This window comes from Chryseobacterium subflavum (genome assembly GCF_055762745.1).
Window position 1 is genome coordinate 1,645,533 of the sequence record NZ_JBVTMR010000001.1, and the last position, 22,423, is coordinate 1,667,955.

Consider the following 22,423-nt stretch of genomic DNA (forward strand, 5'->3'; position numbering starts at 1 on the left):
TTGTGGTAGAATTTATCCACAAAATCTTAAAAATTCTTAAAATATGAGCCTATTAAGTATAACTTTCCATTGCACAAAAAATAATCTTGAAGAGTGGGAAAATTATATGGATGAGACATTGGTTTTAATGACTGAAAATCTTATGGATGTAAACAAATATATTCTTTCTGAGATCGAAAGTGATTATATCGACGAAGGGAAGAATTATAATCTCTTGCTGATCTTTGATAATGATGAGCTTCGGACAGATTTTATCGAGAGTGAGCTCTTAAACATTAGAGAAAGAGTTGAAAAACAGTTCGGGCAAGAGGTCATGATATTCAATACTTTCTTGAACCCCAAAAAAACAAGAATGTAATCATAAAAAAAGCTCTGAAATCTCAGAGCTTTTTTGTTGTATTAAAAATTAATTATAAATCGCTTTCATTACCTCGAATGATGCGGGGGTCCATGTGGTCTTGGCGGTGGAGGTGGATGATGCAGACAAGAAGTCAGCAGGAAAACCAACGCCAGTATGCCGATAGTTTTAGTCAGGGTTTTCATATTTTTTCTTTTTATGATTACCATAACAACAACAATCTGAATGCCAGATATTTATTTCATACATAATAAATTCTAAAACACCTTATAAAATTAAAAACCCTGCTTTTACAGGGTTTTAATTTTTCAAGAGATGTTAATCTCTGTGATGTTTTTTATGTTTCTTGTGTCCTCGTCCTCTATCATCATCATATTCGTAATAGTACACTCTTTTTTTAACCTGACCCGGTGCATAGTATCTTGCACTTCCGCCATACACTTTCTTAGCTTGGCCCGGAGGTAATCCTCTCCTTCCATGGTGGTATTCCTGCACTGTACAGCTACTTAGCATTAAAGTCAAAGAAACCACACCTAGCATTTTTATCAAACCGTTCATATTTTCATTGTTTCGAATTTCGAAATGTATATAAACAAGGTTGATGCCAAAAGCAAAAAGAAGTTAGAGGTTAGAGGTTAGAGGTTAGAGGTTAGAGGACAAAGTTAAAGTTTAGGAATGCGTTGCCGTTTTTTAAAGCGGACACTGCCTAATCAAACCCAACTGTCTCACTTCTTTTTTCAAGCATGACAAGATCTTTCCACTCTCCATTGAGCTTTCCCACTTTTTTACGAACTCCCACTGTTCTGAATCCATTCTTCTGATGAAATTTTATAGAAGCTTCATTTTCCGGAAATATATTAGACTGTAAAGTCCAGAATCCATGATATTCACTATCCAGAATCATCTTTTTAAGCAGCACAGATCCCAGCCCTTTTCCCTGGTACTGATTATCGAAATAAATACTCACCTCAGCAACACCTTTAAAACATTCTCTTTTACTCACAGGCTTCAAGGCCGCCCATCCTACTACTTCATTATTTTCATTCTCCAATATCCACCTGCAATCATTGAAAAATTCCGTATTCCAAACTTCTCTGTTAGGAGCCTCTGTCTCAAAAGTGGCAATCCCACCATCAATTCCCTGTTGAAATATTTCTAATACACGTACTTCGTCACTGGGAAGCATTTCTCTGATCTCGTAGTTCATTTTATTACTGATATTTTCTTTTATTTTTTCTTTTTATCCTCGAATAATGAGTCTGCTTTGTCTGGTTATCTTCCGAAACAACACTGATATTCCCATCCACTTCCAGAATCGATAACCTTACATCTTCTATTCTTTCTACTCCATGCTCCCTGATCGCTTCCTCCAGCTCATCTTTGGTAATTTTTACTGTATTTAAAGCTTTTTCATCGATCTTACCATCCTTTACCAGGATTACAGGATTTTCTTCCATAAACGTTTCAAAAGAACGGTTAGAAAACATTAATCTTTTTAGTATAAAATTGGCGGCAAAAAGGACAAGTGCAGCAATGAGACCACCCTGCAAGGAAGTATCCTGACCCACCATTGCATTTTGCACTGCATTGGAGATTAATAATAACAAGACTACATCTCCCGCGTTAAGCTGAGATAGCTGATTTTTGCCGAACAGACGGATCGCTACGACCATAAACAGGTATACGCAAAGCGAACGGACTACAACATCTAGGATAGGATTCACCAATTATATTTATATCTATCAAATGTATAAATTTTTATGATTCTGATGAGTATTTTTTAATAGAGTCCTATCGAATTCAATTATGAAAAATTATAAAAGATTGGCATAAAGTTTGAGCATCTGTTAGCATCAAACACAATATTATGAAACGACTGCTTTTTTTCCTCTCTCTACTGCTACTTTTTAACAGCTGTGTAACAAGCAAAAGCAGCAATGAAAAGGAAATAACAGCTAAAATAGACCAACTCTATAAATACACTTCACCGTCCAATTCTACTTCTTCAAAGGAACTTTTTTCTCCTGATCTAAAAAATATACTTGATCAAGCAAACAGGATAGCTGATGCGGATGCCCAAAGAATAAAAAACAGCAACTATCCCACTGATAAACCTGCAGCAGTAGAAAGCTTTATTTTCACAGGAGTACCTGATGCTACAAATCAAAAAATAAAAAGCATAAATGTAACCGGAAATACAGCAGAAGCCATCGTGGAAATGGAAATCAGTGAATATAAAGCAGACGATAAAATATATCCTACTCTGGTTTGGGAAAATACAATTCAACTGATCAATGATAAGGGCTGGAAAATTGACAATATCATTTTTACTCAAAGGTCTACCCTCAAAGAGCAACTCAAGGCTTTTATTATTGAAACAAAAAAGGCCCTGTGCTATAACAAATAAAAAAGCTGCTTCGTCAAGCAGCTTTTTTTTATTTTAAGGACACTGAGCGATTGGAACTTCGCTACATACTGTCTTATTCAATCTTTCACAGTATACGCAGTATTTTTTAGGTTCTCCACCATACACTGATTTTAATTCTTCCTTGTTAAGTTTCTTTAAATTTCTCATACTTTTTAATTTTAATGTTTGGTAAATTTAAAACGAAGAACAAATTAATTTATTACAGTTTTTTGCAGAAAATTTTCACTATTTACACTTAAAAACTATCAAAACTTCTTTTATGAAAAGATTTATTACCTGTTATCAATCTCAACTGTTACAGGCATTACATAGGTATAAGCAATAATGTTGTTATTAAAATCTTTACGATTTATTTTCAGATTCGTTAAAACATTTTCAATCTCTTTACTTACGTTCTTGCAATCACCTGTTGAGTGTACATTCACAATTTTTCCATTTTCTGTAATATCAAATTTCACTTCTGAATTCACAACACCTTGTTTATATTCATAATTAGTAAAGTCGAAATTATTGATAAGCTCTTTTCGTATTTTATTGAACGTATCATTTTTGCTCAGCTGAATTTCAGGAATGACATTACCACTTGTAGTCTGTGCTTTTAAAGTACTCAATGAAACAAATCCTATAATGCACAGGAATAGGGAACCTATTTGAATTTTATTTTTCATAACTATTTGATTTTAAATATTGTAATATTCCATTTATAATTGCTACTCTAAGTTATTAAAAATAATTCATATTTAGTTCATATTTAATTAACATTCAGTTAATATTAAAACATAAAACACTAAATAACAGACATTTAAATAGATTAACAATGTGAAAATTTAATATTGGAGTTGAGAAAACCACCTTTTTATACCCTATTTTATCGAAATCTTTCCTATCCAATTGGCTTTGATAATCAAGAATCTTTTAGATTTAGGAATAAAAAAGAGGATAGTACTCTATCCTCTCTTTATAAAATGAATTCTGTAAATAAAAATATCTATTCCAATGGAGTATAAATATTGGATATCTATAGTTCTTTTTTCAGAAATTTACCGGTCAAACTTTTCTTAGACTTCACGATTTCTTCCGGAGTTCCCTGGGCAACAATCTGTCCGCCGTGCTTTCCTCCTTCAGGTCCCACATCAATAATATGGTCGGCCAATTTGATTACATCCATATTGTGTTCAATAATAATGAATGAATTTCCGAGTTCTACCAATTGATTGATCGCATCCATCAAAATTTTAACATCTTCAAAGTGCAGACCCGTGGTAGGCTCATCAAGAATATAGAGTGTATTTCCGGTTTGCCTTTTGGCAAGCTCAGTAGCCAGTTTAATACGCTGGGCTTCTCCTCCTGATAGTGTAGTTGATTGCTGTCCCATTGTAATATACCCTAAACCTACATCCTGTAAAGTTTTAACTTTACTGTAGATCTTAGGAATAGGTTGGAAAAACTCTACTGCTTCATCAATTGTCATATCTAGTACATCAGAAATTGATTTACCTTTATAACGGACTTCAAGGGTTTCCCTGTTGAATCTTTTCCCATTACATGTTTCACAGTGTACATACACATCCGGAAGGAAGTTCATTTCAATTACTTTCAATCCACCTCCCTGACATGTTTCACATCTTCCACCTTTTACATTGAAAGAAAATCTTCCCGGCTTGTAACCGCGAATCTTACTTTCCGGCAGCTCTGCAAAAAGATTTCTGATATCAGTAAACATTCCTGTGTAGGTTGCTGGATTAGATCTAGGAGTCCTTCCAATCGGAGCTTGATCTACATCTACTATTTTATCAATATTCTCAAGCCCTTCTATTTTTTTGTATGGCAAAGGTTCCTGAACCGCTCTGTAAAAATGCTTGTTCAATATAGGATATAATGTTCCGTTAATCAGAGAAGACTTACCACTTCCCGAAATTCCTGTTACCACCACAAGCTTTCCTAAAGGAATATTGAGATTTACATTTTTAAGGTTGTTTCCTGTAGCTCCTTTTAAAACGATGCTCTTACCATTTCCAGATCTTCTTTCGGCTGGTATTTCGATTTTTCTTTTCCCATTAATGTAATCCGCTGTGATAGTGTCGGCTTTCAAAAGATCTTTAGGTTTTCCCTGCCATAGAATTTCACCTCCAAACTTCCCGGCCCTAGGACCAATATCCAGAACCTCATCCGCTTCAAGGATCATATCTTTATCGTGCTCTACCACTAAAACAGAGTTTCCGATATCTCTCAGGTTCTTCAATGAATTGATCAGCCTCTCATTATCCCTTTGGTGAAGTCCGATACTGGGTTCATCCAGGATATAAAGAACATTAACCAATTGAGAACCGATCTGTGTAGCCAGACGGATCCTTTGGGATTCTCCCCCTGAAAGCGTTTTTGAGCTTCTGCTTAAGCTTAAATAGTCTAATCCCACATCCAGCAAAAACTGAAGCCTGGTTTCGATTTCTTTTAAGATTTCGTAAGCAATAATTTTATTTTTTTCTGAGAATTTATCTTTAACATCATGGAGCCAATCTTTCAGATCAGCCAAACTCAATCCATTAACCTCAGCAATATTTTTACCATCAATTTTAAAGCTCAGACTTGATGGCTGCAGGCGGGTTCCGTTACATTCAGGACATGTTTCCTCAGTAGTAAAATGTCTTTCCAATAAAACCCCTTCATAAGATTCTTTTTCATCAATAATTTCTTCCATAAAAGGAATCAATCCATCAAAATTAATCTTTATCTTTTTAGTGATCCCTGCATATTTAAGGTCTTTGTTAAATTCTTTATGACATCCATAATATATATATTCCAAAGCTTCTTCAGGAATATCCTTCATGGGAGTTGTAAGACCTAAACCAAATATCTCCAGGATATTTTTAATCTGTGCTAAAATCCATTTATTCGATTTAATATCTTCTAAAGGCAACAGACCTCCCTGATTAATGGATAATTTAGGATTTTCCACAAAATAATCCGTATTAATCTTTTTAATAGTACCAAGACCTTTACAGTCCGGGCAGCTTCCTTTCGGTGAGTTGAAGGAGAATGTGTTGGGTTCCGGCAATGCTAATGAATGTCCTGTTTCTGCATCCATTAAGTTTTTTGAAAAGTACTCAATTTCCGTACTTCCTAATTTTTGAATTCCGATAATTCCCTCTCCCATCTCCATAGCAGTTCTGAGTGACTTCTCCATTCTGCTTTCAGATGCATTTTCTCCAATGATCCAACGGTCAATAACGATATCAATATCGTGTGTCTTATAACGATCAAGCTTTAGATCATATTCAATATCCTGTAGTTCACCATCAATTCTTGCCTGCCCATACCCTTTTTTCGCCATCTGTACGAAAAGCTCATGATAATGCCCTTTTCTTGAACGGACTACAGGGGCCATAAGCATGATCTTTTCCCCTTTATAGTTTTCTTTAATAGTTTCAAGAATCTGGTCTTCCGTATAGCTAACCAATTTTTTTCCCGTAGAAAGGGAATAGGCGTCAGAAACCCTTGCATATAACAGACGAAGGAAATCATACAATTCCGTAACCGTTCCTACCGTAGATCGTGGGTTTTTATTTGTTGTTTTCTGCTCGATAGCAATTACGGGAGATAATCCTTCTATCTTATCGACATCAGGACGTTCCAATCCTCCCAAAAATTGTCGTGCATAAGCAGAAAATGTTTCTATATAACGACGCTGGCCTTCTGCAAAAATGGTATCAAAAGCCAATGAAGATTTTCCACTACCGGAAAGCCCCGTAATAACCACTAATTCATTGCGTGGAATTTTGACATTGATATTTTTAAGGTTATGCTCGCGTGCGCCGTAAATTTCTATATATTCTGTTGATTTACTCATAATTTGGCGTGACTTTACCTGAAAATCACAATGTGCAAAATTACGGAATTTTATGGAATTTTTTATGTTAAAAAGTGTTAGATTAATTAACTCTAAAAGTCCTGTTTTTGTTTTTTAAAGTTTAAATTTACATTGCTTTAACCCTAACTAATCAATGCAAAGACTACGCGACCATATTGAAGAGATAACGTCCCTTACTGATGAAGAATTCGAATATATCAAAACATTTTTTACACTCAGGAAAGTCCGTAAGAATCAATTCCTGCTTCACGAAAGTGATGAAGTAAAATTTGAATTCCTGGCTTTAGATGGAATTTATAAAGTTTTTTACATCGATGAAAATGGAAAAGAACATATTGTACAGTTTGCCAAAAAGAACTGGTGGATGACCGATTACATCGGTTTTTTTAAACAAAACAATGCAACTATGTTTGTGGAATGCCTGAAAGAGGGTGAAGTGGTATGCCTGACCCTTGAAGGAAGAGAGAAACTGGCGGCTGAATTTCATAAAATGGAACATTTCTTCAGAGTAAAACTTACCAATGGATATATTGCTTTACAGCAAAGGATTACATTACTATTATCCAGTACACCTCAACAGCGATATGAAGAATTCTCAAGATTATACCCAGATCTTATCCTCCAGATCCCGAAAAAATATGTTGCGGAATATCTGGGCGTAAGCAGGGAGACTCTAAGCAGATTGTATACCAATGATAACAAGTACTGAGTGTGATCGAAATCACACTTTTTTTGTGACTCCGATCCTTCTTTTAGCATGTCTTATCACCATAAATTTGCTATATCAATCGGAAGAATTCCGACGAAGCAAAATAACAAATAATTCAAGTCATGAAACCAAAAGTATTAATCATTGTATCCAATGCCAGCTCAATCGGGCCGGAAAACAGAAGAACAGGAACTTTCCTTCCGGAAGTAGCACATCCGTATGCAGAATTTTTAAAAGCCGGTTATCAGATTGATTTTGCCAGTCTGACAGGAGAGACACCATTTTTAGATGCCTTAAATTTAGCTGATGATCCTGATAATTTAAAATTCCTTACAGGTACCGGATGGTCAGATATGCAAAAAGCAGCTTCGTTATCAGATTTTAATAGTAATGAATATGATGCTGTGTTCATACCCGGTGGTTTAGCACCAATGGTAGATATGCCGGAAGCACCTCTTCTCAAGAAATTTATAGCTGAGATATATGAAAAAAATGGTATTGTAGGAGCCGTATGTCATGGTCCTGTATCTCTTCTCAATGTACAATTAAGCGATGGAAGCTATTTGGTAGCCGGAAAAAATATTACATCCTTTACCACAAAAGAAGAAGACAACTATGCGAGAAAAGATGTTCCCTTTGACCTTCAATCTGCTTTAACGGAACAAGGCGCTATTTTCCACGCTGCACAACCATGGTCAGCCAACAGCATTGCTGATGGGAATCTGATTACAGGACAAAACCCCGCCTCCGCAAAAGGAGTGGGTGAAAAAATAGTTGCTGCTTTAGAAGCTAAATAATCTAATTAAATCTAAAAAAATGAGCCAGAAAGAAGTTTATGTATATGCGAGGTGGCAGGTAAAAGAGGGAGAATTACCTACCGTATTGAATATGATGAAAGAAGTTGCTGAACAAAGCTCCCGGGAAGATGGAAATTTATTTTATAAACTCCATCAGAGTCAATCGGATAAGAATACATTGATTTTATTTGAAGGATACAAAGATTCAGAGGCTGTAGAGATACATCGTAATTCTGAATATTTTAAGAAATTGGTGTTGGAACAAATTGTTCCTTTACTCGAAAGCAGAGAAGTGATCCTTATGGATAAAATTGTATGATGCCCTTATAAAATTAAAATTCCGGAAATTATGTTTTTCCGGAATTTTAATTTAGTTTTCAAAAAAGTCAACATCTTCGTTACTGATACTGACAATATATTCTATACCATCTATTGCTTTAGAAATGATCTGGTTCCGAAGCATGTTGGACATATTCTCCCAATACGCTCTTCCGTAAAAAGAATAATTCTGAGGGATAATTTCAATCTCAACTGTTCGTACAAAACCTTCCTTAGGCTTATTACTGATCATAGTTCCCCTTCTTACCCTTACCTCTTTCAGTTCATCTTTAAGAACCATTCTGCAATAATTTTTCACATCTTCCAATGAGATTATCTTATCACGGGTTGTAAGTGCATATTTATAGGCCTGAATGCTGTCTGTTCCTTTTTGTTCTTCAGCTCCTCCGATTGTTTCTGTAAGAAGCACTAAAGACTGCGATTTCAGCTGATTGGATAATTCGGTTCCCGGACGCATATGATTGGCCAGAGTACAATGAGTAATCCAAAAGGATGCATATGTATGATCAGTCTTTTCAACAGGTTCCATAATAACATAATTCAGTTCCTGCTTGATACTTCTTTTAGCATTATTAACCTTTTGTACCATTGATTTCATTTTATCAGACATCTCGCTCAACATCCCTTTTACATTGTCCCTGTTTAAAAGTGAAAATGCTGCAATCTCGTCTCTTGTGAGTTCCAGAACATTGGCAATCATATCGACTGCATTTCTGTTGGTAAAGCGTTCCATTCCTCCTTTTCTTACCGTATAAAGTCCTTTTTTAAGGTCGTCGGTCGGAGTAAAAGGAATTTCCGTATATCTCCTTCCCTCTCCATCCTGTACCTCATCAACATATAAGAAATGTTCTCCCTCATCTGTTACCAAAGGAATATTATTTCCCATGATATCAAGGCTGTATTCCGTTTTTTTCCATCCTCTGTTATAAATAGGAAAAGCATTGAAAACAAATGAGAAATTATCAAGAATTTCTGAAGAAAACTGTGGCGGAAATTCAAAAGTTAGCCATAGATATTGTTTTCCATCAATATATTTTTCTATCTCTTCTCTTCCTTCAAGAAAATTCAGATTCTGTGGGAGTTTACCGGCTTCCGAAAACAAGCTGTTTGATAATCCTGTTATTTCAATGAATTTGTGATGGTAGATGCTTTTAATATCTTCAATTGTTTTTGTCCTGATCGATTGTTCACGGAACATTTGTTCATATCCTTCTGCCTGAGCATTTTTAAGATATGATAAGCCTTCCCTCACAAATAATGGATTGCCATCGCTTGTAACCGTAAGATAAGGCAATAGCTTATAAACAAAATCCAGATGTTCAAAGGCAGGATTGGAGCAAAATATACTTAAATATTTAGGAAAATTCTCACTTACGTACTTAGAGACATCCACTCCAATGGTTACCTTACGGTAATCTTCCGGTTTTCCCTGAAATCTTGAAATAGGTATTTTATTCAGTCGGTCATCGATACTATAGCATGTATTCCCTACAAACATAATAGAAGTTTGAATTCTATTGATTCTTACATTACCGATTGGCGTAAAAGGAATGTTAACCTGTTTATCCGATTCTGATTTAACCGTAGAGGTCATCTGCTTTCTAAAGAAAAACTCCGTATGCTCAAGCAATACTTCTGAAGATTCTGAAGGTTGAGTAAAGGCAATAGCATGCGATGGAATTGGATGTGTATAAATAGAAGGAGTCAGTAATTTTGCCAGTTTCTCTAAAATACGGGCATTTACGGTCTGTATTTCATTATTTGCTTTAAAAATTTCAGTACTGAAGGCATCTATCAGTAATTTCACAAACGGGTCCAAAGATTGTGGACTTTTCAATCCCCATACTTTCGTTGCGTTTTGAAGCATTCTTGCCTTTACAGATTCTTTGGAATATATATTTTGATCTAGATTCATAAATTTCAATTACAATAAGCATTAATCAATAGACATAGGGCTCAGAAACAGTTCTGTAGAAAAGCTAAACCGCTCACCGGTTGCCTCCATTTTGGCATTAATGGCAATTCTTACTTTTTTCTTTATTTCCGTGTGCTCTTTGGTATCGTAGCTATGTTCTACAATTTGTATGTGGGCGTCAATCTGTGGCTGAACAATTCTTGGTTCATATTCCTGTATCTGTCTTTTTAGACTTTTAATGAATATATTCTCCCAAACAGCGCTTGTAACTCCATTATCGAATTCAAGGTTCCAAACATCATTTCCGTAATTTTCATCATATCTGTTTTCTCCTTTTTTAGTGGTTATCAGCAACATAATGTTATGGGCTATACTCTCTCCCATGTCGCAGGTATCAATACTTCCTCCTTCGGACATTAGTGTTGACGGAACAAAAGGCATTCTGTAATTTGGTGTGTCCATATATCAACTTTTTTGTTTTGACAGTATTATTTCATTCGCATAAAACAAAATACCAATTTAAACATTTTCAGGAAATAATAAGAAATAAAAATATCATTTAAAAATTACGGCTTTCAAAGTATCTTGAAAGCCGTAAACTATTTTTTACCTCCGTTGCCAGGATTTTTTTTATTTAGCAAATAGATCGTACTACTGATCTGTTTTTTTGTTCCTGTTGATAAAATAATAGACAGGAAGCCCTAATATCACCATTATAAACCCCGGCCAGGTATATTGTTGCTTATAGATCAATAGTAAAATACAAAATCCGGTTCCTATTAATAAATAAATAAGAGGAGTAACAGGATATAACCATGTCTTATAAGGTCTCTCAAGATTAGGCTGTTTAAATCTTAAATAGATTACACCAAAAACAGTAATCATATAGAATAAAACAATCACAAAAGAAATCATATCCAGTAAATTTCCATACTGCCCGCTCAGGCATAATAAAGAAGCCCAGATTCCCTGCATCCAAAGTGCATTTCCGGGAACTGCATTTTTATTGTTTTTTTCTGCCGACTGGAAAAACATACCATCTTTCGCCATTGTCTGGAAAACTCTGGCTCCTGCGAGGATCAGTCCGTTATTACACCCAAAAGTAGAAATCATAACCAGTAAAGCAATAATAATTGTTCCGGCACTTCCAAATATATGATGCGAAGCAGCTACCGCTACTCTGTCATTAGCCGCGAAAGCAATGGAATCCCGGTCCAAAGCATTCAGGTATACATAATTTACTGCTATATACAGAAGCATTACGGCAGAAGTACCATAGATCATTGCCTTAACCACATTTTTTTTAGGATTATCAATTTCGCCGGATACAAAAGTAACACTCTCCCAGGCTACAGAACTGAAAACGGAACCTACCATAGCTGCGGCAACACCTCCAAGTAAGGTCATTCCTCCAATAGGTTCCCATCCATGTTTGAGAAAATTTCCGCTAATATCTTTTTTCAGATTGTTAAATGAGTCATAACCAAATCCAAAATTTTCAGAAAGATGGGAAACATCAACTAAAATAAATCCGGCTGCAATAAGACCTATTAATGCTATAATTTTAGAGCCTGTAAAGATATTCTGTAAAATCTTCCCGCTTTCTACTCCTCTTGTGTTGATGTATGTAAGAAGAAGAATAACGGCAATTGCTAATATCTGGATCCACGTTATCTTAAACTCACCACTCTGAAAAATTGCTTCAGCATCATTAAGTGCTGGAATCAGGTAAGCAGTAAATTTACCGAAAGCCATTGCAACGGCAGCAATAGTACCCGTCTGAATAACCGTAAAAAGCCCCCAGCCATATAGAAACCCCATCCTTTTACCGAAAATCTCCTTAAGGTAAGTATATTGTCCTCCTGCTTTAGGAAACAATGCAGACAGTTCCCCATAGCTTATCGCTGCTGCCACTGTCATTATTCCTGTAATAACCCATACTACGATCAACCAGTATCCGGATCCCAGATTCCTCATCATATCGGCACTTACAATAAAGATTCCACTCCCAATCATAGAACCCATTACCAACATAATGGCATCCCAAAGTTTTAATTTTTTCTGCATAGATTATTTAGAATTTCCAAATATAAACAAATAAGTTTCTGATTTTGAATTTTATGCAAAAATTACAAATACACCTATTTTTTATCAAGTATATCTAACTTATTAATTCAATTTTTATTGTTATTTTTGAAAAAAATATTAAAAATGAAATTCAAATCCATATTACTTGCGGTTGCAATCAGTACTTCTGCTGTAGCATTCGCTCAGGAGACATCACAGAAAAAGTTCGCTCCGCCGGCAGGAAATGCTATCGTGGGAGATACTTATGGTGCTGGTGTTGACTCATCTGTAGAATCTAAGGCGATTACGGTTGAAAAACTTGGTAAAAAACTGAAAAAAGAAAATAAAAAACTTGAGAATGTAGCCATCAAAGGAAAAGTAACCGATGTATGTGAGAAAAAAGGATGCTGGCTAACTATTCAGACTGAAGATAATTCTCAGTTCTTTGTAAAAATGAAAGATTATGCATTCTTCGTTCCTACTGCTCTGAAAGGGAAAAACGTTGTTTTGGAAGGAAATGCCGAAAGAAAAGTAATCTCTGTAGATGAACAAAAGCATTATGCTGAAGATGCTAAAAAACCACAATCAGAGATCGACGCTATCACAAAACCAAAAGAGGAAGTGAGATTTGTAGCTAATGGAATCAAAGTTATTAATTAATCCTGCAAACCTCATCTAATAAAACAAAAGCGGAACAAATGTTCCGCTTTTTATTTTTCATTTTTTAATCTTCAATACTAAAATCTACTTTTTCATCCAGCTTAGGGTATTTGGTAGCACACAAAAATTTCTTTCCCGTACAATCTATTTCAAGCCATCCTTTTCTTTTCTTTACATCTCCCACCTCCATAACAAATGGAATAAAAGACAAATCATCTTTTCCTTCTTCTTTAATTTCTCTGTACTGAACTGCGATATCTAAAATACAATGATGATCTGTATTCAGTTTTACATTTCTGTAGATAATATCGTAGTGGCTTTCTTTATTCTCCGGAATATCGAGGTAAGATTCCCAGCCTGTAATATCAGAATTAAGTTCACTGATGGCTTTTAAAGCATAGAATAATGCTATAGTATAATATTTTCTTGTTCCTGTCCTTGTATAATCATCTACAAAGTGTCCTCCCTCAAATAGAATCGTAGGCATTCCTGCTTTAATAAAATTATCACCAGTTGATGTTGGATAAAACTCATCAGAATATCTTCCAATCTGATTAGGAATTAAATCTTTTAAATGATTGTATATCCTTCCAATCACTGCCATACATTTTTTTCTGTTGTCCGTAACGGTGCGCTCTTCATTTTCAGAGGGAGCCAAAAACGAAAGTGTGGCTGGATGGATTCCATCTGTTGTAAAAATAGTCCTTTGCTCATGTAAATTCAGAGCATAATCATATTGGTTTGCAGATACTATATTCTTAAGGAACTTAATCTCTTTACTGGCCTCATTATGAAAATCCCTGTTAAGGTCTATATCCTTTGCATTTAGCCTTGTCCATCTTTCAGAGCCATCAGGATTTAGCATAAAGATAAAGTCAAGTTTGATCTTGCTGAATAAATCTTCCTTCATTTCAGGATATTTATCAAGACTTACCAGTAAGTCAAGCATAGCATGGGTAGCGTTTGATTCATTTCCATGCATTTGCGACCATGCCAGTATTTTAATAGGTCCACTGCCAATACTTAATTTATAAATGGGCTTCTCCAAATACGATCTTCCTATCTCTGTAATATATTCGCTGAGATTCGTCTGTAGGTAAAAAAATAATTTTTCAGGGGAAATATAGCGATTAGGAAAATTTGGATTTTGAAGATAGATCTGTTCAAAGTTCATTTCATAATAATTTACATGAGTCAAAATTAGCCATTTTTAAAGAGAAAATAAAATTAACATTTGTAACTTTATTAAACAATGTAAATTGCCATAATGTCTGTGGATAAAATTGTGGATTGCTAATAATTTAATATAATATTATTAAGTAATTTAAAATCAAATATTTACTATGATTATCTAAATGCTTATTTTAAATTTACTTGAAGTGATCAATTCCCTATTTATCCTCAATTGAGGGTAATGTGATTAAACACAGTAAGATGTGGAAAACATAAATTTCCCGCCTTGTATACAAATGTAAATTGTGGATTATTTTCTTATTTTTTTTGATTTCCGTCATTAAATAGGACAGATAAAAAGTCATTTTATTATATAGTAATGCATTGAGGAATTTTCAGATTAATCTTAATCAGTTTCTCATAAGAAATTGCCATTAATAGACACTTAGCGTTTAAATTTGAGTATAACTTCATATTATATATGGTTGAAATCAGGCATTTATCATTGGTCCTACTCCAGCGTCATTCAAAAAGACAATAAATAGTGATGAATAGAGCCTTATCAGAAGATTAATACTAATTTTTGAACAGCATCCTATTAACAGAAAATTTATTGACTTCTTATTTTAAGTATATATCACTAAAATCAGATATGAGGATAAATTGTTGAATAAAAATTACAGTAGAATTTTATGAGTAATATAATATGTTGTTTATCAACAATATACCTATTTACTTTTGTATATTATGAATGTGAATAATTATTTACATTTGTATTTTGCATTTGTAAATTTATTATTTACATTTGTAAAACAATTAAAAGCTTATTTTTATGAGTTTAAATGAAAGAATTTCCAAAGTTATCGAGTATTCAAGACTTACTCCTTCTGAATTCGCAGATGAGATCGATGTACAGCGATCTTCCATTTCTCATATCACTTCCGGAAGGAACAAACCTTCTTTGGAATTTATTATAAAAATAAAATCTCATTTCCCTGAGATCCTTTGGGATTGGTTAGTCAATGGCGAAGGTGAAATGCTCAAATCAGCCTTACCCGAAACTTCAGTTCCCGAACCAGATGAACCGGATGAAGAAAAGTTAAAGCCTACTTCCCTCCCTGATCTGTTTACCATGATGAACGATGATGAAGATTTCGGCATTGATGAAGATGAAATTGTTCCCCAAAAACAACCCCTTCGAGAATCTCCTGTACCGTACAAGGTTAAAGCTCAGGAAAAAATAAACGATTCTCAGCGATTAGAGAATTCAAATGAGAGAATTATTAATCAAGTAATTGAAAATCAAAAAAGTAAGATAAAAAGAATCGTTTTGTTTTATGAAAACGGAAAATTCGAAAGTTTTGAGCCATAAAAAAGCCTGATCAAAGAATTGATCAGGCTGAAAATAGTTTAAGAAAAAACTAAACCTATTGTTTTAAAAGTTTAGTCATTTTTGTAATCTCATTACTTTTAATTTTTAAAATATAATTTCCTGTAGGAAGTTCAGAAACATTATATTCTTCTGAACCTTTTAGTGTTTTCACTAACTTTCCTGATACATCAATTACTTCCACACTGCTGATCTTAATCTTTTCGGGATTACTAATTTTAAAAATATCTTTTACAGGGTTGGGATAAACCTGTATCCTGTTATCATATTGCATCACTTCATTAGTTCCCAATGTTGTTGATGTAAATGTTATTATAAAGGGCATATCAACAGTATAATCAGGTGCTGTTGTAGGATTTCCATCATCTATTAATGAAATCCATGTTCCTGCTACGGCATTATTTTGTTTAGCATTAAAACTGGCAAGCCCTCTGCTTCCTGGTATAGTAACAGAAGGTAAAAAACCTGCATTTGCTGTAATTGCGTTTTGTAATTGATATTTTATCCAATAAGTGCCAGCGTTTAAGGTAACAGGTGTACTTGCCGTAATTTTCCAAATTTTCCTTGTTGTCCCCGGTACAGAAGCTGAAGTAGGTACTGCGCTATTAAATATTCTATATGTATTATAATCTACCCCTGTAGTATACCTATTGGTTGTATCATTCCCAAAAACACTTACCGCACCTGAAACAGAAGGATCAGAACTGAATATATTTACCCTCACTGTATTAAAAGGAGACGTTGTTCCTGTATATCCGGTTTGATAAGCAAAAAAATCTATCGTACTAATTTGCCATTGAGCACCGGGAGGAATTGTAAAATCATCTGCAATAAAAAAGCTACTTGTTGTTGAACTATAAGTCCCTCCATAGCCCGAACTTGTATTGGACTCTGTTGTATTTCCTGTATTATTCTGAACTTCAGACCATGTGTATCCAGCAGGTGCAGTAACACCACTTTTCGAAGTAGTTCCCGTACTTAAACCTCCATTAGTGTAGGTTTGTGCTAAGGTAAAATTTGCTATTGTGATGATAGCAATAAGTAAAATTTTTCTCATTTATTTTATTTTTAATGTGTTAACCAAATATATTAAATTAATAAATAATTAACAATGAAAACAAAATAATATTAAATTATTTTCACAAAAAAGTCATATAACACTGAATATACCTTAATAATGCGAATAAAAAAACCTCACAATTGGTGAGGTTTATTATTTTTAAATAATTGGTATTAATTATTTACTGTTTTTTCTTCTTTCTAATTCTTTCTTTAACAGTCCCAGTTCTCTACCGGTCTGCCCGGCCACAGAAGTGTTTTCCTGAGCTCTTCTGGTCAAATAAGGAACTACGTCTTTTACTGGACCATAAGGAAGGTATTTAGCCACATTATAGCCTTTATCTGATAAAGCGAATGTAATATTATCACTCATCCCGTAAAGTTGTCCAAAATATACATGAAGATTACCCGTTTCCAGAGATTTTGTTTTCATTTTATCCATAACCAACTCGGAAGAGATCTCATTATGGGTTCCAAAAAATGCTGAAACTTTATCTAAATGATTCATTACAAAATCAATTCCTGCATTATAGTTCCTATCAGTTGCTTCTTTATTAGGCTGGATAGGATCTGCATATCCCTTTTGTTCTGCCCTGGCTCTTTCCTTTTCCATATAAGCTCCACGTACTATTTTATAGCCTATAAAATAATTCTTTTCTCGGGCTCTTTGCAAATGGCTTTCCATGTATTCCAGCCTTCCGGTTCTGTACATCTGAATCGTATTCCAAACAATTGGTTTTTCTTTGTTGTACTTTTCCATCATCTCTTCACAAAGATGATCTGCAGCATCCTGCATCCATGTTTCTTCTGCATCAACCATTACTTTCTTATCATTCTCATGGCAAAGCTTACAAACCTCATCAAACCTTCTTACCACTCTTTCCCATTCTTCTTTCTGGCTGGTCGTTAGCTCTGCGTTTTTACCAACTGCTTCATACAGATCAATTCTTCCAAAAGCTGTAGGCTTAAAAACAATAAATGGAATTGCCGGATTTCCTACGGAGAATCTTACAATATCCTTGATTTCCTTACATACTGCATCAAAAGTTTCTTCATCTTCTTTTCCCTCAATTGAGTAATCGAAAATACTTCCAACCCCTCTTTTGAATAATTGCTTTACCACTTTCATGCTTTCTTCCCGTGTTTCGCCACCACAGAATTGTTCGAATAAAGTATTTTTTACAATCCCGGTTACAAAAGGAAAATTATGATGAACGGTAAAATTAAGAATAGAAGTTCCAACACTGGTTAAAGCCGGTTGTTCAATCATTTTAAACATCCAATATGCTTTTCTTAATTGGGCATCTGTTTTGTCTGCAAATGCAACTTTAGTATCGTTAAAAATGGGCATTCCTTTTTATTAAATTTAATTTTGCAAAGGTAATAATAACCTTAGTCTTTTTAAAAAATATTTTTTAAAATTTACTTTCGATCCCGTTCAAAAGCATCGCAATAATTCCTACGAAGACCCAAAGTCTTAATATATTCAATGTTATGAACTTGCTTTTCCGGGAGTAGTTGAGGAGTAAATAAATACATAAAATCATAATAAACATCCCGCCGACAAAGTAATAAGCCATAAAACCGGAGACCCCGGTTCTCATAATTAGCTTCATAGACACCACCATCGTTACAATAAGCAGAGATACGATAATGATTTTAGTTGTTTTATTTTCGAAATAATTAGGAATTGTAGTATATCCAAACGCTTTATCAACGCTTTTGGTCAGTGTGTCTTTTACAATATCAATGCATAAAAGGATCAAAAAAAGGAAAATGGCCATTAAAAGAACCTTTTTGGAAAAAGTTTCATAGTATACCATCATCCCAAAGAAAGGATATAATGTAAGACTTACAAAAGTAAGGTTATTCAGCAGCAATACACGGCTTAACTTATGGCTGTAAAACCACATAAAAAACTGATAGATCAGAAAAAAAATAAATACGTTATGTGAAATAAACCAAGCAACTCCCAGGGAAATAACACTTAATGCGAGATATGCGTACAAGAAATATTTCTGGGCAATAAAACTTTGAATTCTTGTACGAAAAGGTTTCACCACATGGTCCTTTTCAAAATCGTAGAATTGGTTGATAATTCCTCCCGCTAGAATGCTCAGTACCGTACAGAAAATAATACCGTGAACCTTAAAATCGAAGACAAAATTTCGAAGACTTTCCTCCTGATTAAATAAGAAAAAAGTAGATACATAAAGCGCAAATGTAAGCAAGATCGCTACAAAAAACCTTGCGCCTAAAAGAAAGCCCACGAACTGTGAGAATCTATAAAATAAAGATTTAGATATATAGTTTTTTGATTGGAAAGTTTCTTTTTCAGAATTCATTCCCAATCTGTTTAAAATCTGTAAATAACCTCTTTGTTAAAACCATCAAGCATTTTTTCCGCCTTTTCATAGTCTTTGGTAAATCCAAGTATATATCCTCCGCCACCGCTTCCGCATAGCTTAAGATAATAGGCATTGGAATCCAGACCTTTCTTCCATATGTTGAAAATACTTTCCGGAATCATTGGTCGAAAATGTTCATAAGCCCAGTGTGAAAGTTTTTTCAAGTTTCTAAAGAAAGGATTCATATCCTTTTTCAGAAAAGCCTCGATACAGGCATTATTATAACGGATAAACTCCTCTTTTAATGTTTTACGGAAACCTTCTGTCTTCATTTTTTCAAAGAAAATCTGAATCATCGGGCCGGTTTCTCCGGTCATTCCGGAATCTATAAGGAAGATTGCTCCTTTTCCTTCTTCCCCTTCAGGAATAGCAACCCTATCGAGATTTTCTTTGTTTTCGATAAGGATGGGAAGATTCATATAACAGATTAAAGGATCCATTCCTGAGCTTTTGCCGTGAAAATAGCTTTCCATTTCTCCAAAAACAGCTTTCAGTTTTTTAAGATTTTCTTTGGAAATATTCTCCGGGTTAAGCTTATTCATAGAATAACGTTCAAAAATAGCAGCTACTAAAGCCCCTGAACTTCCTACCCCATATCCCTGAGGAATATTAGAATCAAAGAAAAGTCCATTTGAAATATCTTTTTTAAAACTTTCTATATTAAGTTGGAAGTCATCAGAAAGATTAAGATCCGCAAGAAAATCAGAATATTTCTGCAGATGCTGATTTGATTTCAATTCAAATTCAGAATTCAGATCAGAGAATTTTAAAGCTCCTTTATAGAAACTATAAGGTACCACAAGCCCCTGGGAATCTTCTATCATCCCATATTCTCCAAACAGAATTATTTTTGCGTAAAATAGAGGGTTCGTCATCTTGACAATAAATCTTTTTGCAAATTTAAGATTATTCTGCTGAATATAATCAAAATCCGGGCCGAATTACAATATTTTTTGAACAATAATGGATTTGTAACCATAAGCCTTATTCATACTTCCAACCTGATCAACCCAATAAAAAAGCCTGATTTGATCAGGCTTTTTTATTGGGTATTATTGTTTTATTAATTTCTTTATTACCGTCTGTTTTTCCGTTTCTACAGAAACTACATAATTTCCTGTTTGTATTGATGAAATATTAACTTCTGATTTATTTCCCTTTAATGAATCGGATGACAATACTAACCTTCCTGCTTCATCGTACATTTTATAGGATCTGAGGTTTTCCTTGGCTGAAATGACAATCATATTCTTTGCTGGGTTAGGATAAATATTCACGGTATTGTCTTTTGTACTTACATCTTCAATACCTAGAACAGCACATGAAAAACCTGCTTTCCAACCACTTCCTGTTTCAGCAGGATCCGATACAAACCTTACAGTAATAGCACCTGTAGCATGAGTAGAAGTAAATACTCCCGGCAATGTATTCCCAGTTAAAGTCCCATTAGCAAACAAAGGTGAAGTCGTTGAAGGACCATTATAAATATACATATAATCATAGTCTTCTTCCAGTTCAAGTTCTGTAAAAGTCATGCTGAGTGCCGAACCGGAACTCGGATAAAAAGTTTTTACAATAGTTTCATTATTACCATAAGCACCATTCACCCCTCCTGTATCCGTAAATAATATACCTCCACACCAATTGGCATCTGTTAGAAATAACTGGGATCTTTGAAAAGCATTTGATCCCGAACAACCCGATCCTACAAAAAGTCTGTAGTAAGTGGCCGGTTGAAGGTTCGCTAAATTAATATTTTGAGTGGTTGTATTTCCTGATGTTACAACTGTCCCGTCCATTGTTGTCAATTTATACTTCCATGAAGTAGAAGTTCCATCCGTAATAGTAGCATTTGCTGTATTTGTAGTAACATTAGAAATATTCATAGCCGTAATGCTAAGCGCACAAGGTGTTGTACAGTTGGTTCCCAGACAAGGTTTGGAGTCGACGGTATTCCTGATTAGTGCTGCAGGCTGAGGACCAAATCCATTACTAAAACTTATTCCCACCCCTGAAACCAGGTGACAATAACTCATGATCGTACCCTTTACCGTGGTGGCCGGAATCGGGCCTGTGCAGCCTTCACTATACCCAGCTTGTGCACCACATCCGTCTATTGCTGTTCCATTACCATTCCATGCACAAGCATGGGTATGGGGAGAACCTAAACTATGTCCCATTTCATGAGTCATTGCTTGGATAGTCCATGAATAAACAGGAACATTGGAATAGGTCTGAGAGATGCCCGAATATGCATATTTGTTTCCCGTGCAAAGTGAATTGAGATAGGCAATACTCGTTGTAGCCGGAGCATTTACTAAATGAGCAAGATCTCCATTAAAAGTAGGCCTGTTTGTTCTGAAGCTGCTAAGATTAGCACCAGGAGTTCCTGTATAAGGATCCGCAGTAGTCCAGATAAAAATTTCATTAAGGGCTACTTTTATATCATCATTATTATAAAGTGTTGCGATATTGTTATGAACAGCCGTAAGCCAATTCGTTACCGTTGTTGTATTGGAGCCGTTATTTTGATAAGGAGCAAAACAAACTTCATAATAAATCCGGACACAGTTTTCAGTAACAGCTTTATTAACAGTAGCAGGATCAAATGATGTCTTTTGAACCTGATTTTCTTTTAACTCGTCTACTCCACAAACAAAAGGATTCGTGTCTGTAAGTTTTGACTCAGAATAGCTTACAAAATCTTCCGAATTCTTTATTTTTCCGACAATAACATTTCCTAATTCAGAGGATGAAGCTACTCCAACTACATCATCTTCAAAGAAGCTAAAAGCAACGATCGAAGAATTATCTCCCTTAATGATACCTCTGTAATACGCTCCAGGGTTATATGGCACAATTTCCCCTGTATTGGTGGTTACTTTAAAGTTATCTGTAAAAATCTGATGCTTGTAAAGCTCTACGGTAAGCTTTTTATCTCCTTCGAAAGGAAATGAAATTTCAATAGATTCAGGCTTGTCTCTGACCAACTTTTTTAGATTTACAGAATGGATAGTCATTGCAGTAATATCTGTGGCTGCCCTTTTATATTCCTCCATTTTAGGTGAAGTTCTATTAATATTGAAAAGATCATATTTCTCAAAGTGTTTACCTTGTTTATGATATTCTGATATTTTCTGCGAGACAGGCCTTAAATTCTGAGCAAAATTTAAGACAAAGCATAACGAAATGCTAAAAAGTAGAATTTTCTTTATCATTATTAATTTTTATACAAATAAACAAAAAAATCTA

22 protein-coding genes are annotated in these 22,423 nt (G+C 34.6%); 7 read left to right on the top strand and 15 right to left on the bottom strand.

The window, feature by feature from the left end:
* The first annotated feature begins 43 nt into the window (after positions 1–43).
* Positions 44–358 carry a DUF4286 family protein gene (locus AC0INN_RS07190; RefSeq protein WP_172278406.1) on the top strand — a complete coding sequence of 105 codons (315 nt, stop codon included), beginning with the start codon at positions 44–46 and terminating at the stop codon, positions 356–358.
* Between the two features lie 318 nt (positions 359–676).
* Here the strand turns inward: AC0INN_RS07190 and AC0INN_RS07195 are convergent, their stop codons facing one another.
* The 3 genes from AC0INN_RS07195 to AC0INN_RS07205 form a co-directional block, all read right to left on the bottom strand.
* Positions 677–916, bottom strand: coding sequence for a hypothetical protein (locus tag AC0INN_RS07195; protein WP_172278408.1), 240 nt, complete (start codon positions 914–916; stop codon positions 677–679).
* 148 nt (positions 917–1,064) lie between these two features.
* Entirely contained in the window at positions 1,065–1,565 is a 501-nt protein-coding gene (locus tag AC0INN_RS07200; RefSeq protein WP_273648168.1) for a GNAT family N-acetyltransferase, read from the bottom strand.
* 4 nt (positions 1,566–1,569) lie between these two features.
* Positions 1,570–2,082 carry a DUF421 domain-containing protein gene (locus AC0INN_RS07205; protein ID WP_172278412.1) on the bottom strand — a complete coding sequence of 171 codons (513 nt, stop codon included), beginning with the start codon at positions 2,080–2,082 and terminating at the stop codon, positions 1,570–1,572.
* Positions 2,083–2,225: 143 nt separating this feature from the next.
* On the opposite strand from AC0INN_RS07205, the gene AC0INN_RS07210 reads away from it, so the two are divergent.
* Positions 2,226–2,765, top strand: a complete 540-nt coding sequence (locus AC0INN_RS07210; protein ID WP_172278414.1) for a hypothetical protein — start codon at positions 2,226–2,228, stop codon at positions 2,763–2,765.
* Positions 2,766–2,798: 33 nt separating this feature from the next.
* Here the strand turns inward: AC0INN_RS07210 and AC0INN_RS07215 are convergent, their stop codons facing one another.
* From AC0INN_RS07215 to uvrA, 3 genes are all read right to left on the bottom strand, one after another.
* Positions 2,799–2,933, bottom strand: a complete 135-nt coding sequence (locus AC0INN_RS07215) for a bacteriocin-like protein (protein WP_172278416.1) — start codon at positions 2,931–2,933, stop codon at positions 2,799–2,801.
* A 125-nt stretch (positions 2,934–3,058) separates the two neighbouring features.
* On the bottom strand, positions 3,059–3,454 hold the full coding sequence (locus tag AC0INN_RS07220) for a hypothetical protein (RefSeq protein ID WP_273648171.1): 396 nt from the start codon (positions 3,452–3,454) through the stop codon (positions 3,059–3,061).
* 350 nt (positions 3,455–3,804) lie between these two features.
* Positions 3,805–6,633 carry an excinuclease ABC subunit UvrA gene (gene uvrA / locus AC0INN_RS07225; protein ID WP_172278420.1) on the bottom strand — a complete coding sequence of 943 codons (2,829 nt, stop codon included), beginning with the start codon at positions 6,631–6,633 and terminating at the stop codon, positions 3,805–3,807.
* Between the two features lie 154 nt (positions 6,634–6,787).
* Between uvrA and AC0INN_RS07230 the strand changes: the two genes are divergently transcribed.
* From AC0INN_RS07230 to AC0INN_RS07240, 3 genes are all read left to right on the top strand, one after another.
* Positions 6,788–7,363 carry a Crp/Fnr family transcriptional regulator gene (locus tag AC0INN_RS07230; protein ID WP_172278422.1) on the top strand — a complete coding sequence of 192 codons (576 nt, stop codon included), beginning with the start codon at positions 6,788–6,790 and terminating at the stop codon, positions 7,361–7,363.
* A gap of 122 nt (positions 7,364–7,485) precedes the next feature.
* Positions 7,486–8,160, top strand: a complete 675-nt coding sequence (locus AC0INN_RS07235; RefSeq protein WP_273648172.1) for a type 1 glutamine amidotransferase domain-containing protein — start codon at positions 7,486–7,488, stop codon at positions 8,158–8,160.
* A 19-nt stretch (positions 8,161–8,179) separates the two neighbouring features.
* The gene (locus AC0INN_RS07240; protein WP_273648173.1) at positions 8,180–8,479 is read left to right on the top strand and encodes a putative quinol monooxygenase; all 300 of its coding nucleotides are present in this window, start codon (positions 8,180–8,182) and stop codon (positions 8,477–8,479) included.
* A 51-nt stretch (positions 8,480–8,530) separates the two neighbouring features.
* Here the strand turns inward: AC0INN_RS07240 and AC0INN_RS07245 are convergent, their stop codons facing one another.
* The 3 genes from AC0INN_RS07245 to AC0INN_RS07255 all read right to left on the bottom strand — a co-directional run bounded on the left by AC0INN_RS07245 (position 8,531) and on the right by AC0INN_RS07255 (position 12,481).
* Positions 8,531–10,414, bottom strand: a complete 1,884-nt coding sequence (locus tag AC0INN_RS07245; RefSeq protein ID WP_172278428.1) for a type VI secretion system baseplate subunit TssF — start codon at positions 10,412–10,414, stop codon at positions 8,531–8,533.
* Between the two features lie 21 nt (positions 10,415–10,435).
* Positions 10,436–10,876 (bottom strand): GPW/gp25 family protein, encoded by a 441-nt coding sequence (locus AC0INN_RS07250; RefSeq protein ID WP_273648175.1) that lies wholly within the window; start codon positions 10,874–10,876, stop codon positions 10,436–10,438.
* Between the two features lie 189 nt (positions 10,877–11,065).
* The gene (locus AC0INN_RS07255) at positions 11,066–12,481 is read right to left on the bottom strand and encodes an APC family permease (protein WP_273648176.1); all 1,416 of its coding nucleotides are present in this window, start codon (positions 12,479–12,481) and stop codon (positions 11,066–11,068) included.
* A 144-nt stretch (positions 12,482–12,625) separates the two neighbouring features.
* On the opposite strand from AC0INN_RS07255, the gene AC0INN_RS07260 reads away from it, so the two are divergent.
* Positions 12,626–13,141, top strand: a complete 516-nt coding sequence (locus AC0INN_RS07260; protein WP_273648177.1) for a DUF4920 domain-containing protein — start codon at positions 12,626–12,628, stop codon at positions 13,139–13,141.
* A 64-nt stretch (positions 13,142–13,205) separates the two neighbouring features.
* On the opposite strand, the gene AC0INN_RS07265 is transcribed toward AC0INN_RS07260, so the two are convergent.
* Positions 13,206–14,315 (bottom strand): M14 family zinc carboxypeptidase, encoded by a 1,110-nt coding sequence (locus AC0INN_RS07265; protein ID WP_273648178.1) that lies wholly within the window; start codon positions 14,313–14,315, stop codon positions 13,206–13,208.
* Positions 14,316–15,146: 831 nt separating this feature from the next.
* Here AC0INN_RS07265 and AC0INN_RS07270 point away from each other — a divergent pair.
* Positions 15,147–15,686, top strand: a complete 540-nt coding sequence (locus AC0INN_RS07270) for a helix-turn-helix transcriptional regulator (RefSeq protein ID WP_306612511.1) — start codon at positions 15,147–15,149, stop codon at positions 15,684–15,686.
* 55 nt (positions 15,687–15,741) lie between these two features.
* On the opposite strand, the gene AC0INN_RS07275 is transcribed toward AC0INN_RS07270, so the two are convergent.
* The 5 genes from AC0INN_RS07275 to AC0INN_RS07295 all read right to left on the bottom strand — a co-directional run bounded on the left by AC0INN_RS07275 (position 15,742) and on the right by AC0INN_RS07295 (position 22,389).
* On the bottom strand, positions 15,742–16,761 hold the full coding sequence (locus tag AC0INN_RS07275) for a T9SS type A sorting domain-containing protein (RefSeq protein WP_273648180.1): 1,020 nt from the start codon (positions 16,759–16,761) through the stop codon (positions 15,742–15,744).
* Positions 16,762–16,941: 180 nt separating this feature from the next.
* Positions 16,942–18,114, bottom strand: coding sequence for a proline dehydrogenase family protein (locus tag AC0INN_RS07280; protein WP_273648181.1), 1,173 nt, complete (start codon positions 18,112–18,114; stop codon positions 16,942–16,944).
* Positions 18,115–18,178: 64 nt separating this feature from the next.
* Positions 18,179–19,108 carry a UbiA family prenyltransferase gene (locus AC0INN_RS07285; RefSeq protein WP_172278442.1) on the bottom strand — a complete coding sequence of 310 codons (930 nt, stop codon included), beginning with the start codon at positions 19,106–19,108 and terminating at the stop codon, positions 18,179–18,181.
* A gap of 11 nt (positions 19,109–19,119) precedes the next feature.
* Positions 19,120–20,046, bottom strand: coding sequence for a mevalonate kinase family protein (locus AC0INN_RS07290; protein WP_273648182.1), 927 nt, complete (start codon positions 20,044–20,046; stop codon positions 19,120–19,122).
* 177 nt (positions 20,047–20,223) lie between these two features.
* Complete coding sequence (locus tag AC0INN_RS07295; RefSeq protein ID WP_273648183.1) at positions 20,224–22,389, bottom strand: T9SS type A sorting domain-containing protein; 2,166 nt, start codon at positions 22,387–22,389, stop codon at positions 20,224–20,226.
* Positions 22,390–22,423 lie beyond the last annotated feature (34 nt).